The organism is Microbacterium sp. MM2322, from assembly GCF_964186585.1.
Classification (GTDB): domain Bacteria; phylum Actinomycetota; class Actinomycetes; order Actinomycetales; family Microbacteriaceae; genus Microbacterium.
Genome location: NZ_OZ075067.1, coordinates 438095 through 451457, shown reverse-complemented (window position 1 = coordinate 451457; position 13363 = coordinate 438095). Strand labels below are relative to the sequence as shown.

General features: G+C 70.9%; 13 protein-coding genes. 4 read left to right on the top strand and 9 right to left on the bottom strand.

Going from position 1 to position 13363, the window contains the following annotated elements; translation table 11 throughout:
• Positions 1 to 82: 82 nt before the first annotated feature.
• On the bottom strand, positions 83 to 1753 hold the full coding sequence (locus ABQ271_RS02180) for an ABC transporter substrate-binding protein (protein ID WP_076708393.1): 1671 nt from the start codon (positions 1751 to 1753) through the stop codon (positions 83 to 85).
• Between the two features lie 149 nt (positions 1754 to 1902).
• Between ABQ271_RS02180 and ABQ271_RS02175 the strand changes: the two genes are divergently transcribed.
• From ABQ271_RS02175 to ABQ271_RS02165, 3 genes are all read left to right on the top strand, one after another.
• A complete protein-coding gene (locus ABQ271_RS02175; protein ID WP_349309915.1) occupies positions 1903 to 2766 on the top strand; it encodes a fused MFS/spermidine synthase in 864 nt (287 codons plus the stop codon).
• 88 nt (positions 2767 to 2854) lie between these two features.
• Positions 2855 to 3382: a hypothetical protein gene (locus tag ABQ271_RS02170; protein WP_349309914.1), complete on the top strand. Its 528-nt coding sequence runs from the start codon at positions 2855 to 2857 to the stop codon at positions 3380 to 3382.
• Positions 3383 to 3425: 43 nt separating this feature from the next.
• Entirely contained in the window at positions 3426 to 3914 is a 489-nt protein-coding gene (locus tag ABQ271_RS02165; protein WP_349309913.1) for a SprT-like domain-containing protein, read from the top strand.
• Here ABQ271_RS02165 and ABQ271_RS02160 read toward each other — a convergent pair.
• Positions 3901 to 4557, bottom strand: coding sequence for a 2-phosphosulfolactate phosphatase (locus tag ABQ271_RS02160; protein WP_349309912.1), 657 nt, complete (start codon positions 4555 to 4557; stop codon positions 3901 to 3903). The two genes, ABQ271_RS02165 and ABQ271_RS02160, sit on opposite strands and share 14 nt — an antisense overlap.
• Entirely contained in the window at positions 4554 to 7013 is a 2460-nt protein-coding gene (locus ABQ271_RS02155; RefSeq protein WP_349309911.1) for a glycoside hydrolase family 3 C-terminal domain-containing protein, read from the bottom strand. The genes ABQ271_RS02160 and ABQ271_RS02155 overlap by 4 nt, the downstream gene beginning before the upstream one ends.
• A 92-nt stretch (positions 7014 to 7105) precedes the next feature.
• Between ABQ271_RS02155 and ABQ271_RS02150 the strand changes: the two genes are divergently transcribed.
• Entirely contained in the window at positions 7106 to 7612 is a 507-nt protein-coding gene (locus tag ABQ271_RS02150) for a hypothetical protein (protein WP_349309910.1), read from the top strand.
• 56 nt (positions 7613 to 7668) lie between these two features.
• Here the strand turns inward: ABQ271_RS02150 and ABQ271_RS02145 are convergent, their stop codons facing one another.
• The 6 genes from ABQ271_RS02145 to ABQ271_RS02120 all read right to left on the bottom strand — a co-directional run bounded on the left by ABQ271_RS02145 (position 7669) and on the right by ABQ271_RS02120 (position 13336).
• Positions 7669 to 9135 (bottom strand): FtsX-like permease family protein, encoded by a 1467-nt coding sequence (locus tag ABQ271_RS02145; RefSeq protein ID WP_349309909.1) that lies wholly within the window; start codon positions 9133 to 9135, stop codon positions 7669 to 7671.
• Positions 9132 to 9893: an ABC transporter ATP-binding protein gene (locus ABQ271_RS02140; protein WP_349309908.1), complete on the bottom strand. Its 762-nt coding sequence runs from the start codon at positions 9891 to 9893 to the stop codon at positions 9132 to 9134. The genes ABQ271_RS02145 and ABQ271_RS02140 overlap by 4 nt, the downstream gene beginning before the upstream one ends.
• Positions 9894 to 9989: 96 nt before the next feature.
• On the bottom strand, positions 9990 to 10631 hold the full coding sequence (locus ABQ271_RS02135; RefSeq protein ID WP_349309907.1) for a response regulator transcription factor: 642 nt from the start codon (positions 10629 to 10631) through the stop codon (positions 9990 to 9992).
• On the bottom strand, positions 10628 to 11827 hold the full coding sequence (locus ABQ271_RS02130; protein ID WP_349309906.1) for a histidine kinase: 1200 nt from the start codon (positions 11825 to 11827) through the stop codon (positions 10628 to 10630). Before ABQ271_RS02130 ends, ABQ271_RS02135 begins: the two co-directional genes overlap by 4 nt.
• A gap of 55 nt (positions 11828 to 11882) precedes the next feature.
• Entirely contained in the window at positions 11883 to 12821 is a 939-nt protein-coding gene (locus tag ABQ271_RS02125; RefSeq protein ID WP_349309905.1) for a diacylglycerol kinase family protein, read from the bottom strand.
• 56 nt (positions 12822 to 12877) lie between these two features.
• Positions 12878 to 13336 (bottom strand): Lrp/AsnC family transcriptional regulator, encoded by a 459-nt coding sequence (locus tag ABQ271_RS02120; RefSeq protein ID WP_349309904.1) that lies wholly within the window; start codon positions 13334 to 13336, stop codon positions 12878 to 12880.
• Positions 13337 to 13363: the final 27 nt, after the last annotated feature.

The following is a 13363-nucleotide window of genomic DNA, read 5'->3' as shown; positions in this document are numbered from 1 at the left end:
GTGTCGCTTTCGTGGAGGGTCGGTGGGGGCGGGAAGGTATCCCGCCCCCACCGGTCAGGCGGCCGAGGCCACCTCGATCGGCTTACTTCGTGAGGACGATCTGGCTGAACACCTCATCGTTCACGGGGCTCGCCGGGTAGCTCTCGACGCGGGGGTCGAAGGCCAGGGTGGGAGCCGGGTGCGCGAGCGGGACGCCGGGGATGAAGGTGGCGACCTCCTCGTTGATGTCGGAGTACAGCTGCGTCTGCTCGTCGAGGTCCGCGATGCCGCGGGCATCGGTGAGGTCCTTGAACAGCTCGGGGTTGTCGAAGCCCCACTCCGCCGACTTCTGACCGAAGAACACACCGAGGAAGTTGTCGGTGTCGTTGTAGTCACCGGTCCATCCGAGCAGGTGGATGCCGTGGTCCGTGCCGCCGGTGATGAGGTCGAGGTACTCGCCCCACTCGTTCGACTTCGGCGTGGTCTCGACGCCGACAGCCTTCAGCTGCGACGACAGGACCGTGAAGATCTGCTCGGGGTCCGGCATGTAGGGACGCGAGACGTTGACCGGATAGTTGAAGGTCAGCTTCAGCGGGTTGGCCTCGGTGTAGCCGGCTTCAGCGAGGAGTGACTTCGCCTTCTCGGGGTCGTAGTCGTAGGTCGTGACGTCGGCGTTCCAGCCGTTCACGCTCTGCGGCATGAACTGCGTGGCCTTCTCGGTGCCCTCGGGGAGTACCTGCGAGATGAGCGCATCCTTGTCGACCGCGTACGAGAGGGCCTCGCGGACCTTCGGGTCCTGGAGTTCCTTCACCGCCTGGTTGAAGGCGAGGTACAGGATCGTGAAGGGCGGGCGCGACACCATGGTGAAGCCGGCATCCTTCAGCGCACCCGTGTCGGCGGGACCGACGAGGTCGTAGCCGTCGATCGAGCCCGACTCGAGGGCCTGGCGGCGCGCGGTGGGGTCGTCGATCGTGCGGAAGATGATCTTGTCGATCTGGCCCTTGTCGCCCCAGTAGTCGTCGTAGGAGCTCAGCGTGACCTGCTCGCCGCGTGCCCACTCATCGAACTTGTAGGGGCCGGTGCCGACGGGGTGGCCCATCGCGTACTCACTGAGCGTGGGAGCGTCGGCGGTGCCGCCGACCTCATCTGCCTTGTACTCCTCCAGCGCCTTCGGCGACTGCATCGAGAAGGCAGGCAGCGACAGCGCGGCGACGAAACCGGCGAACGGCTTCTTCAGCGTGATGGTGACCGAGGAGTCACCGTCGGGCGTGCACGAGTCGAAGACGGCACTGTCGGGGCTCGAGGCGTACCCCTTGAAGAGCTTGTTGTAGTAGTACCCGAGCGCCTCGCTGGCGGCCAGGCCCTCCCAGTTGTACCAACGGTCGAAGTTGACGCAGACGGCCTCCGCGTTGAACGGGGTGCCGTCCTGGAACGTGACGTCCTTCTTGAGCGCGAAGGTGTACGAGAGGGAGTCGTCCGACGTCTCCCACGACTCCGCGAGGAGAGGCGCCGGGTCGGGCGTGCCGGGCTTGGTGCCGACGAGGCCCTCGAAGATCTGACGCGAGACGCGGAACGTCTCACCGTCCTGCGCGAACGCGGGGTCGAGGCTCGCGGGATCCGATGACGCCGCGAAGACGAACGTGCCGTCGACGTCCGCGGGTCCTTCCGCGTTGTCGTCGCCGCCGCGCTGACTGGCGCACGCGCTGAGCGCGAGCGCACCGATGGCGAGGGTCGCGGCGGCCGCGACCACCCGCTTCCGGGAAATGGGGAGCATTGCTGTGCACCTTCCGATGGGGCTCGTCGGCGGCACGCCACGGGGGCGGCGCTGCCGAAGGGATGCGGCTGACGCTACCGTCCGCACTGCCGGTAAGCGATTACAGCTGTATCTCGATCGTGTTTCTTCCTGCGGGCTACCGTAGTCGGATGGCCCGTTCCCGCGACCCCATTGACCCGCCCGCGGCGAAGCTCTCCGACGGGCGACAGGCGCGCATCATCCCGAGCCGCTTCGCCGGGGGCTGGGAACTGGTCGTCGAAACGACCCCCCAATCGCACGTCGACCTCGACGATCCGTCGCACCTGCACTTCGAGTACATCGCCCGCATGGGCGCCGTGATCGACCAGATCGGGATGCCGGGGGAACCCCTCACCGCCGTGCATCTGGGCGCGGGCGCCCTGACCCTCCCGCGCTATGTCGAGCACACCCGTCCGGGCTCGCGCCAACAGGTGGTCGAACTCGAGCAGGCGCTCATCGACCTCGTCCGCGAGCACCTCCCACTTCCCCGCACCGGCCAGCTGCGCGTCCGCATCGGCGATGCCCGCGACGTAGCCGCGCGCCTTCCCCCGGGGATCGTGGGCAAGGTGGATCTCGTCGTGTCCGACGTGTTCGCGGGCGCGCAGACACCCGCGCACATCACGAGCGTGGAGTACTACCGCATCCTCGCGGGGCTGCTGGCGCCGGCCGGCATCCTTCTCGTCAACATCGCCGACGGCAGCGGACTCGCCTTCGCGCGGCGTCAGGTGGCGACCGTCCGCTCCGTGCTGGAGCACGTCGTGATCCTCGCCGAGGTGGGCACCCTCAAGAGCGGCCGGTTCGGCAACATCGTGATCGCCGCCTCCCCGTCGCCGCTACCCATGGACTGGCTCCCCCGCCTGATGGCAGCCGGCCCTCACCCCGCGAAGGTCTCCCACGGCGCCGAGCTCGACGCGTTCGCGCGCGATGCGCGGATCATGACGGATGCCGATTCCACCCCGTCGCCGAAGCCGGCGGCATCCGTCTTCGACCGCTGAGGCCACGACGCGCGGCGCGCCCTCAGCCGATTCCGGGCGAGGCGCGGCGACACTGGAGGCACACGTCGCGGGGTCGGAAGGAACAGCTGTGGGCTTCATCAAGGGGTACGACCCGGAGACACTCCGAGAGATCGTCGACCTCGACGAATGCCAGGCGCGCCTCGCCGAGCTCGGCGAGCAGCGGAGCCTCGCGGCGATGCTCGAGAAGGTCTGGCTGCTGAAGGTCCTCGGCCGGCTCGACGACGCGCTCGTCGTCTCGGAGGAGTCCGTCCGCCTGGCGCGCATGGCGGGAACCCGCAAGGACCTGCTCCGCGCTCGGATGCTGCACGCGACCGTTCAGCAGTTCCGCGGCGCGTACGCGGCCGCAGTCCACGAGCTGAACACGTGCGTCGAGGAGGCCGAGGGCCAGGGCTGGGCGGCCGTCGCCGCCTTCGGGTGCCAGCACCGTGGCAAGGTGCACTTCGACGCCGGCGACGACGCTGCGGCGCGTGCCGACTTCAAGAAGGCGCTGTTCCTCCGCCAGGAGGCGGGCGCCCCCGAAGACCAGCTCGAATCCACGCTGCTGGCGATCGACGCCGTCGACCGCCGTCGCAACAGCACGACCGTCGCCAGCTGAGCCCGTCCCCGCGAGTGTCGTACATGCGTTCTATGGTTCTGGCATGACCGATCTCATCGACGTCCGCCGCGAGGCAGAGTCTCTGCTGCGGCAGCTGCTCGACGATTCGTGGAGCTTCGCGTTCGACAACGCCAAGCGTCGCGCCGGCGCATGCGACTACCTGCGAAAACGCATCACGCTCTCGCGCTACCTCGCCGCCCGCTACGACGCGGAGACGAACCGGCAGACCGTCCTGCACGAGATCGCCCACGCCATCGCGGGTGCGGCTGCCGGTCACGGCGCGGAGTGGAAGCGTGTCGCACGGTCGCTCGGGTACACCGGCGGCGTGACCCATCGCGGCGAGACGGCGACCGAGCTCGCCCCGTGGGTCGGCGTGTGCCCCGCCGGGCACGTCGCCTACCGTCACCGCAAGGCGACGCGGGCGACGTCGTGCGCGCGCTGCGCACCCACGTTCGACGAGCGCTACCTGATCTCGTGGCGCCGGCGCGAGATCACCGCGGCGACCCGCCGCGCAGCCCTCACGCCGCGCTGAGCTCGTACGCGCTCCAGACGCCGTCACGCAGAACGGGGACGGCGTCGTCGGCGTCGTGCACCGCGGCAGCGAGGACCTCGGCACGGCGATCGCGGTCGAGAAGCTCCTGCCCCGATCCGCTCGCGGTCAGCAGGTGACGGACCGCGGAGCGGAGCCCGCGGAAGGCCTCGGATGCCGCGGCAGCCTCCGGCGACGAGTGGTCGAGGCCGAGCGTCTCGAGGGCGGCGAACACGGCACCCGCGCCGAGCTGGTCTTCGACCGAGAAGCGCAGGACCGCGGCATCCCCCTCGCCGGCGAGTTCTCCCGCAGCGATGATGCTGACGCTCGTCCGCGCCGCGCGCCGGTTCTGCTCCGCGAGGACCGCACGCGCCACAGCGGCGGCGTTGCGGAGGCATCCGAGGAAGACGACGGCGCCGGCATCCGCGGCGGCCGACGCGACGGCGGCACCGTTGCGCGACACGGCGTGGGCGGACTCGTCGTGCGGGACCGTCTCGCCGCCCGCCACGCGCGCCGACACCGTCGACGAGAAGCGGAGGACATCCACGACCACGACGACATCGGCGGGCGCGAGACGGTGCAACCCGTCCCGCCCCCAGTCGAAACGCAGCTGGTAACGGGACTGATCGAAGGGGCTCGCGGTCATCCCTCCAGCGTACGAGCGTCGACCACCGGCTTGAGCGCAATCGCCAGGCCGAGGACGTTCCGCGCCGTCCGCTGCAGTTCGCCGCGCGTGAGACCGCCCTCGCGGGCGAGCGAGTCGACGATCGTCGTATCGGCATACGCCTGGGGCGCGGCATCCCGCTTCACCCCACCCGGCATGAGGACGTCCACCTGCGCGCGGACGCGGTAGGCGTTGTCCTCGAGGGCGGGGAAGTCGGGGTCGACGGCCTCCTCGATCCACCAGTCGGTCATGACGACGCCTTCGTACCCCCACTCGCCCCGCAGGATGACCGTCGCGAGGTCGTGGTGGTAGTGCGACCACACGCCGTTGATCTGGTTGTACGAGGTCATGATCGCGCGAGGCGCCGCCTCGCGGACACAGATCTCGAATCCGCGCAGGTAGATCTCGCGGAGCGCGCGCTCGGAGACCCGCGAGTCGTTGCGGGTGCGGTTGGTCTCCTGGTTGTTCGCGGCGAAGTGCTTCGGGCAGGCCGACAGGCCGGTGCTCTGCACGCCGCGCACGACGGCAGCCGCGATGCGTCCGGTGACGACCGGGTCCTCGCTGAAGTACTCGAAGTTCCGCCCGCAGAGCGGGTCGCGGTGGATGTTCATCCCCGGGCTCAGCAACACGTCCGAGCCCTTGCGGAGCATCTCCTGCCCGTGCAGGGCAGCCAGCTGCTCGACGAGCGGCACATTCCAGGTCGACGCCAGGGCTGTGCCCGAGGGCAGGAGCGACGCGTAGGACGAGAGGCGGATGCCGCTCGGCCCGTCCGTCGTGGTGACGGGGGGCACGCCCTTCGCGCGAAGCGACTCCGACACCCCGGCCAGCGCACCCGCGTTGCCGGGGGCACCCAAGGGGCTGTCCATCGTGACGTCGCCGCGGGCGAGGAGCGAGAGTTCCTCATCGTCGAGCTGGGCGACGAAGTCGTCGAGGGATGCCGCACCGCTCGCGACGTCGGCGAGGTCGATGCCCCGATCCCCCGTCGGCGAAACCTCGGCCGGAAGCGCCTCGAGAATGCGCTGGGCGCGCGACACCGTGCGGGTCGGGACGGGCTCGCGGGCGGCGACGGCGGAGCCGTCTGCCGCGCGGGCGAGCGTGAGGCGCTCGAACGCGTGCGCGGGAGCGGCGACCTCGGTGGCCTCTCGCACGACGTGCGTCTGGGGCACGTCGAACGCGGCGACCGCCGCGGCCGAGCGGACGTCGGCGCCCACGAACACCGGGTACTCGCCGGCCTCCAGGACCCACGCGCTGCGGTGTCCGGTCGCGCCGCCGTCATCGTACGAAGCCAGATCGTCGAGGTGCACCTCGAGGCGCACGGCCTCGCTCTCGCCGGGAGCCAGGAGACGTGTCTTGGCGAACGCCGCCAGGTGTCGCGCGGGCGTGCCGAGGGCGCCGTCGGGCGCACCCGTGTACACCTGCACGACCTCCTTTCCGGCGCGGTCGCCGGTGTTGGTGACGACGACCTCGAGGCGGAGCGTGCCGGCATCCGCTGTCGCGGTCGTCGCGAGGTCGAACGTCGTGTACGAGAGGCCGTGTCCGAAGGGGAAGAGCACCCGGTCGCGGGCGAAGGTCTCGAAATACCGGTACCCGACGTACACGTCCTCGGCGTAGACGTTGACGTCGAGGTGGCCGAAGTTCGGCGCGCTGGGGTAGTCCTCGTAGCTGAGGGCGATCGTGTCGGTGAGCTTGCCGCTCGGCGACGACTCCCCCGCGAGCACGCTCGCGACGGCGCGCGCGCCCTCCATGCCGCCCTGCCAGGCGAAGAGCACCGCACCGATCCGGTCGCGGTAATCGGCGACCCAGGACAGGTCCATGACGTTGCCCGCGTCGACGACCACGACGGTCCGCTCGAAGTGGGCGGTCACGGTGTCGAGCAGCATCCGCTCGTCAGCCGTGAGGTAGTAGCTGCCGGGCTCGAGGATGCTGTCGCGTGCTTCGCCGGCGGCGCGGCCGATCGCGACGACGGCGGTGTCGGCGCGGGCTGCCGCGGCGGCGACCACCGTCTCGTCGAGGGGCATCTCGGGGAAGTGGTGCGGCCACTGCCCCCACGTGTCGGCGAAGACCGGACGGTTCGCGGCGGACCACGTCGAGTAGTGGGTCGCGAGCTCGTCGTCGACGCGGACGCCCGCGTCGCGGAGGCCGGCGAGCAGGTTCCAGACGTAGGGCACCTTGACGTCGCCGCCCGAGCCGTAGCCGACCGCGAACCAGTCGATCTGCACGCGCCCGAAGACGGCGACGGCGCGGTCACCGAGCGGAAGCGTTCCGTCGTTCGTCAGGAGGACGACGCCTTCGGCTGCGGCGGAGCGCGCCGTCTCGGCGAGGGCGGGGTCGAGCGTGGGGTCGGTGTCGAGCAGCATCGAGGAGATCTGCGCGACCGATTCGACGGGGGCGAGGGTGTGCGAGCGATCGCCGGATTCGATGGCGGGTTCCAGGGGCATGACGGTCTTTCCGAGGAGGTCGGCGGTGAGGCCTCGAGGTTGGGAGCGCTCCCAACGTACCGACTGCCGCAGGGGAATGCGAGAGTGGACGAATGCGGATCCTCCTGAAGCTCGAACTCGACTGCACCGCAGATGCCGCATGGCGGGCACTCCACTCGCCCCGGGCGATCACGGAGCTCTACGGTCCACTGCTCGAGATGAACCCGATGGCCGGGGAGCTGCCGACCTCGCTCGAGCCCGGCGCCGACGTTCCCGTCGAGATCCGCGCCCTGGGCTTCTTCCCCGCCGGTCAGCAGTTGATCCACGCGAGCGACCGGTACGTCGAGGATGGGAACGGCCCGGTGCGGATCTTCCGGGACAGCGGCATCCCCCTCACCGGAGCCCTCTCGGCGCTCGACGTCTGGGACCACCAGATGGCGGTCAGCCCGCTGCCGGGTGACCCCACGAAGACGCTGTGGCGCGACCGGCTGACGATCGGCGGCGTCGCCGCTGTGCCGCTGTGGCCGGTCCTCTGGGCGATGTGGCAGTACCGGGGCATTCGCCTCCGCGCCGTGGCCCCGACCTGGTCGTACGATCCGCCCGCCGCCGAGGACGACTGACAGACGGATGCGTCCCTCCGCACGGCCCGGACGGGTCGCACGGAGGGACGACGGACTCACTCGGCGAGCGCCTCGACGGGTGCCGTCCGGGTCGCGATGCGCGTCGGGGCGACAGCCGCCCCGAGCGTGAGGGCGGCGGTCGCGACGATCACGATCGCCACCGGGATGAGCGGAATGGCCGGGGCGACGAACGTCGGCGACAGCCACAGCGGCGGCATCCCGATGGACCCGAGGAGCGACTGCGCCGCGACCCAGCCGTACAGCACTCCCAGCGCGAGGCCGAACAGCAGCGCCGTCACGGTGACGTGCGCCGCCTCGATGAGCACCATGCGGCGGATCTGCGCCGACGTGAGGCCGAGCGCTCGCAGCAGACCCAGCTCGCGCCTGCGCTGCACGATGCCGATCGTGAGGAGGTTCACGAGGCCCACCGCGGCGATCACCGCACTGACGGCCACGAGGCACATCATGACCGTCGAGAAGGTGTCCATCATCTGGTTGAACGCGGCGTCAGGCTCCCCGCCGCTCGACGCGGCGACGAGAGCCTTGGCCGACTCTGCCGCGACGGCGAACATCACGACGAGAGCGACACCCATGACGACGCCGATGGCCATGCGGCTCGAACGCTCGGGGTAGCGGACCGCGTTCTCGGCGGCCAGCCGCGCGGTGACCGACCGTCCGAAGAGGCGACCGGTGGCCCGCAGGAGCGGCGGCATGATCGAGACGGCGCTGATCGAGACGGCGGTGAAGGAGAACAGACCGCCGAAGAAGGCGACCAGCACGCCGGCAGGGCTCACCATGCCGAGCAGGATGCCGCCGACCAGGAGCACGACACCGATGGCACCGAGCACGATCGCTCCGGTCGTGCGGCCACGACCCGCCGCGATCTCCTCGCGGGAGCGTTCGACAGAACCGCCGAGAGCCTCGAGCGGGGTGACGGTGAGCACGCGCCGCGAGCCCGACCAGGCGGCGATCCACGTCGTCAGCGCCACCGCTGCGGCGGGAACGAGGAGGACGGCCTGAACGGGCGACCAGTCGGACGTCACGCCGAGCGCACGATCGAGGAACGGGATCGCGGCGACCGTCGCGGCCGTCGTCGCCACGAGCCCGATCACGGCGCCGATCGCCCCGACGACGAGACCCTGGGTGGCGACCTCGCGGCGCTGGGAACGGGCTGTCGCACCGATGAGGCGCAGGAGGGCGATGCGCCGCGTACGCCCGGCGATGATCGTCGAGAACGTGTTGGCGGTGACGATCGCCGCGACGTAGATGGCGACGGCGAGCAGGATGACGCTCAGCAGGGCGAGGACGGCCACCATCGTGTCCGATGAGCCGTACCGCGGGGTCGCACTGAGCACCTCGCCGAGGTAACCCGTGGCTGACAGCAGGACGACGCCGAACGCCGTCGAGATGGCCGAGACGAGGATCGTCGCGCCCATGCCGCGCTCCCGCAGCCAGGCGAACCGGGACGTCCGCGCGGGTTCGGGGACGATCGTGTGCACCGCGGACGGGGCGAGGGCGGTCACGCGGTCACCTCCGTGCTGAGCATGTGGGCCGAGATCTGCTCGGCGGTCTGGCGGGGCTTGTCGGCGACGATGCGGCCGTCGCCGAGGAACAGGACGCGATCGGCGTACGAGGCGGCCACGGGGTCGTGGGTCACCATCGCGATCGACTGGCCGTGCTCGCTGCTCGCGGCGGCGAGGAGCGACAGCACCTCGCGACCCGAGCGGGAGTCGAGATTGCCGGTCGGCTCGTCGGCGAAGACGAGGTCGGGTGCGGTCGCGAGGGCGCGGGCGATGGCGACGCGCTGCTGCTGACCGCCCGAGAGCTGGTGCGGGCGGTGCCGCAGGCGCGGCCCGAGTCCCAGCGTCTCGACGAGGCCGTCGATGCGCGTCTTCTCCTGGGAGGTGGGACGCCGGCCGTCGAGGTCGAAGGGCAGCAGGATGTTGCCGATCGCGTCGAGGGTGGGGACCAGGTTGAAGGACTGGAAGACGAAACCGACCCGGCGGCGGCGGAGGATCGTCAGCTCGACGTCGGAGAGCCCTGTGATCTCGGTGTCGCCGATCCAGACGGTGCCGGATGCCGGGGCGTCGAGGCCGGCCATGATGTGCATGAGCGTGGACTTGCCCGACCCCGACGGCCCCATGATCGCGGTGAACTCCCCGCGACGGATGCCGACGGTGACGTCGTCGAGCGCGCGGACGGCGTTCTCGCCGCCGCCGTAGGTCTTCGTGAGGTTCTGGACGCGGGCGGCGAGGCCCATCTCGGTGGTCGTGATCTGCATGTCTCCGACGCTACAGACGAGACCTGCAGCCCCGCGTCGGCCGCTCGTCGCGGCCGCCTACATCGGAAGGATGATCACGGGTGCGACCAGACGAGGTCAGGCGAGCCCGTGCTCGAACGCGAAGACGACGAGCTGCACCCGGTCGCGGAGCGACAGCTTGCCGAGGATGCGCGAGACGTGCGTCTTCACCGTGGCCTCGGAGAGGAACTCCCGGGCCGCGATCTCGGCGTTCGACAGTCCGCGCGCCGCGAGGGCGAAGATCTCGCGCTCGCGGTCGGTGAGCTCCGCGAAGGACGGCGGCACGGCGCGCACGGGCTCGTTCAGCTGTGCGAAGAGCTGACGGGTGGCCGCGGCCGCGATGACCGAGGACCCGGCGTGCACCGTGCGGATGGCCGCGAGGAGGAACTCGGGGTCGGCGTCCTTGAGGAGGAACCCGCTCGCACCGCGCTGGATCGCGCGCGCGGCCGCCTCATCGAGGTCGAAGGTCGTCAGCATGACCACCTTGGGCGGATCGGCGTCGGCCAGCAGGGCCTCGGTCGCGGCGAGCCCGTCCATCACCGGCATCCGGATGTCCATGAGGACGACGTCGGGACGCGTCTGGCGGACGACCTGCAGGGCCTGCGCCCCGTCGGATGCTTCGCCGACGACCTCGAGGTCGGGCTGCGAGGCGACGACCATGCGGATGCCGGCGCGGAACAGGGCCTGGTCGTCGACGAGGACGACGCGGATGACGCTCACCGAGCGCTCCTCTCGGTGGGGGTCGGAAGCTCCGGAACGGCGCCGGTGGGCAGGGATGCGGTGACGACGAACACACCGTCGACGGCCGCGGCATCCAATCGCCCGCCGATCAGCTGCGCGCGCTCGCGCATGCCGATCAGGCCGTGGCCGCCGGTGCGTCGCTCCGCACCCTCGGCGACCGGGGCGATCTCGTTGCGGACCTGCAGCTCGACGCGGTCGGCGTGCCAGGCGAGGGAGACGTCCACTCCGGTCGCCCCGCCGTGACGGAGCGCGTTCGTGAGGGCCTCCTGCAGGATGCGGTACACCGAGAGCTGCACGGATGCCGCAACCTCGCCGCGCGGCGCCGGGTCGACATCCACGCGCAGTTCGACGCCCGCGGCCCGCACCTGCGCGTACAGCTGCTCGAGGTCGGCGAGGGTGGGCTGCGGCCCTTCCGCCTGCGAGTGCCGCAGCTGAGTGAGCAGCAGCCGCACGTCCGACAGGGCCGAGCGGGCCGTCGAGGAGATGGTGCCGAGGGCCGTCGACTGCGCCTCGGGATCGGATGCCGCGGCGTACCGCGCGCCGTCGGACTGCGCGATGATCACCGCGAGGGAGTGGGCCACGATGTCGTGCATGTCGCGCGCGATGCGGGTGCGCTCCTGCTCGGCGACGGTTTGCTCTTCGGCACGCGATTGCGCCGCGCGGTTGGCTCGGGCGCGAAGGGCGGTCCGCACGAGCGCACCGGCCGTCCATGAGAGCCCGAGGGCGAACAACGCTGCGAGGAGGACGAAGATCAGCGTCGGGATGTTGGACAGCCCGCCGCTGCCCAGGAACGCCCATCGGAAGAGGTAGACCGTGATGGTGCCGGAGCCGACGACGACCGAGGCGAGCCCCAGCCAGAACACGAGCCTCGTGCCGTACGCGGCCGTCGCGTAGAGCACGGCGAAGATGGCGATGTCGGTGAAGCCGGGGGCACGTCCGAGCGACATCTGGACGATGGCGCCGAGCCAGGCGACGCCGAGGGCGAGTCCGGGTGAGAACCGGCGGAGTCCGAGCGCGCCGGCCAGGAGCAGCACGACGGGGACCGCCGAGACCGCGCCGAGGTCGTACGGGGAGATCGTCCCTGCGCCGAGCTCGAACGGCAGCGCCATCAGCGCGAACAGCACCGCGATGGCCGCATCGACGGCGGCCTGGTACGGGCGGAGCGGGCGGAACACCCTTGAACGCTACGCGCTCACGGCGGACGGCGGCATCCGCCGCGGGATGTATCCGTCAGGCAGGCAGGTAGACCCGGAGACCTTCGGGGACAGCGCGCACCCGCAGACGGAAGCCGTCCTTCCCCACCTCTTCGAGTTCACCGTCGTGGACCCAGATGTCGGGGGCGCTGCCGGCCTGAACGTCGATCTCAAAGTCCTCGTCGAGGATGCGCTCGATGTCGGATGCCGGGGGCATCACCCGCAGCGCGCGAAGGACCGCGACGGTCTTCTCACCGAACGCGAGCGACGCAATCGCCCGCGCCCGCGTGCCGCGCGCGTGATGCACACGGACGTCGATGACGGGATCGTCGAGCGTCGCACGCTGCATCGTCGCGATGCGGTCGGGGTCGTTCTGTCCAACGCCCGCGAACACCGACCAGACGGAGGCGCGCTTGCCACCGCGGGCGACGTCGACCGCCGTGGCGTGGTGCATCTCGCGCCACGCGGCGACGGCGCCGCCCCACCACTTGCCGAGGCTCGTACGACGCTCGCGCTCCGCCAGGAACTCGGGATACGCACCCAGCGAGACCGCGTTCAGCACCGTGATCGGGTCGCCGCCGTCGACGGAGACCTCGGCGACCGCGACGGGTCGCACGTGCCCAGCCGCATACGCATCGAGGCCGGCATCCACGTCGGGAATGCCCGCCGACCGGGCGAAGTGGTTGAACGTCCCGTTGGGAAGGACGAGAAGCGTCAGGTCGTGCCGCCGGGCGAGGTGCGCCGCTCGGGAGACCGAGCCGTCGCCGCCGAGGATGCCGAGCACCTCGGGCCGGTTCTCCCCCGCCATCGCCGCAGCGACGACGTCGTCGAGGGTCTCGTTCTCGGCGAGCTCGTGCACGGCGGCGCCCGGCATCCGTCGACGGACGTCGGGAACACGATCCGGACGACCGAGTGAGACGCCGGAGCGACCGTTGGCGACGACGAGGACGTCACGGCCGATGGGGGTGTCGCTCATGCCTCCACGTTAGGAACGTGTGCGCGTGCCCGCCTCCCCTTGACAGCCAGCGAGGCTCAGGCGGGCGAGAGGGGGCGGTGCTCGAAGAACGTCTGCAGCACGACGGTCGTGCGGGTGTTGACCGACGCCGCCGAGCGGATGTCGCGGATGAGCCGCTCGAGGTCGCGCGGCGTCGCGACGCGGACGAACAGCATGTATGCGGCGTCTCCGGCGATCGAATGGCACGCCTCGATCTCGTCGAGGTGAGCGATGAGCTCGGGCGCATTGTCGGGCTGGGCGGGGTCGAGCGGGGTGATCTCGACGAACGCCGCGAGCGGCTTGCCGGCGACCTCCGGGTCGATGACGGCACGGTAGCCCGAGATCAGGCCCCGCGCCTCGAGCCGCCGCACCCTCGCCTGCGTCGCCGAGACGGACAGACCCGCGACGCCGGAGAGATCGGCGAGAGTGGCGCGCGCGTTGGCCGACAGCGCGGCGACGATCGCGGAATCGGCGGGGTCGGTCTCGTCTGCGGGCACGCTCTGACGGTACCGCAGCCACCTTGC

Bases quoted from the DNA above. Each gene is read 5' to 3' on its own strand.
- ABQ271_RS02180 (WP_076708393.1), bottom strand. From the start codon at position 1,753: ATGCTCCCCATTTCCCGGAAGCGGGTGGTCGCGGCCGCCGCGACCCTC.
- ABQ271_RS02175 (WP_349309915.1), top strand. From the start codon at position 1,903: ATGGCCCGTTCCCGCGACCCCATTGACCCGCCCGCGGCGAAGCTCTCC.
- ABQ271_RS02165 (WP_349309913.1), top strand. From the start codon at position 3,426: ATGACCGATCTCATCGACGTCCGCCGCGAGGCAGAGTCTCTGCTGCGG.
- ABQ271_RS02160 (WP_349309912.1), bottom strand. From the start codon at position 4,557: ATGACCGCGAGCCCCTTCGATCAGTCCCGTTACCAGCTGCGTTTCGAC.
- ABQ271_RS02155 (WP_349309911.1), bottom strand. From the start codon at position 7,013: ATGCCCCTGGAACCCGCCATCGAATCCGGCGATCGCTCGCACACCCTC.
- ABQ271_RS02150 (WP_349309910.1), top strand. From the start codon at position 7,106: ATGCGGATCCTCCTGAAGCTCGAACTCGACTGCACCGCAGATGCCGCA.
- ABQ271_RS02140 (WP_349309908.1), bottom strand. From the start codon at position 9,893: ATGCAGATCACGACCACCGAGATGGGCCTCGCCGCCCGCGTCCAGAAC.
- ABQ271_RS02125 (WP_349309905.1), bottom strand. From the start codon at position 12,821: ATGAGCGACACCCCCATCGGCCGTGACGTCCTCGTCGTCGCCAACGGT.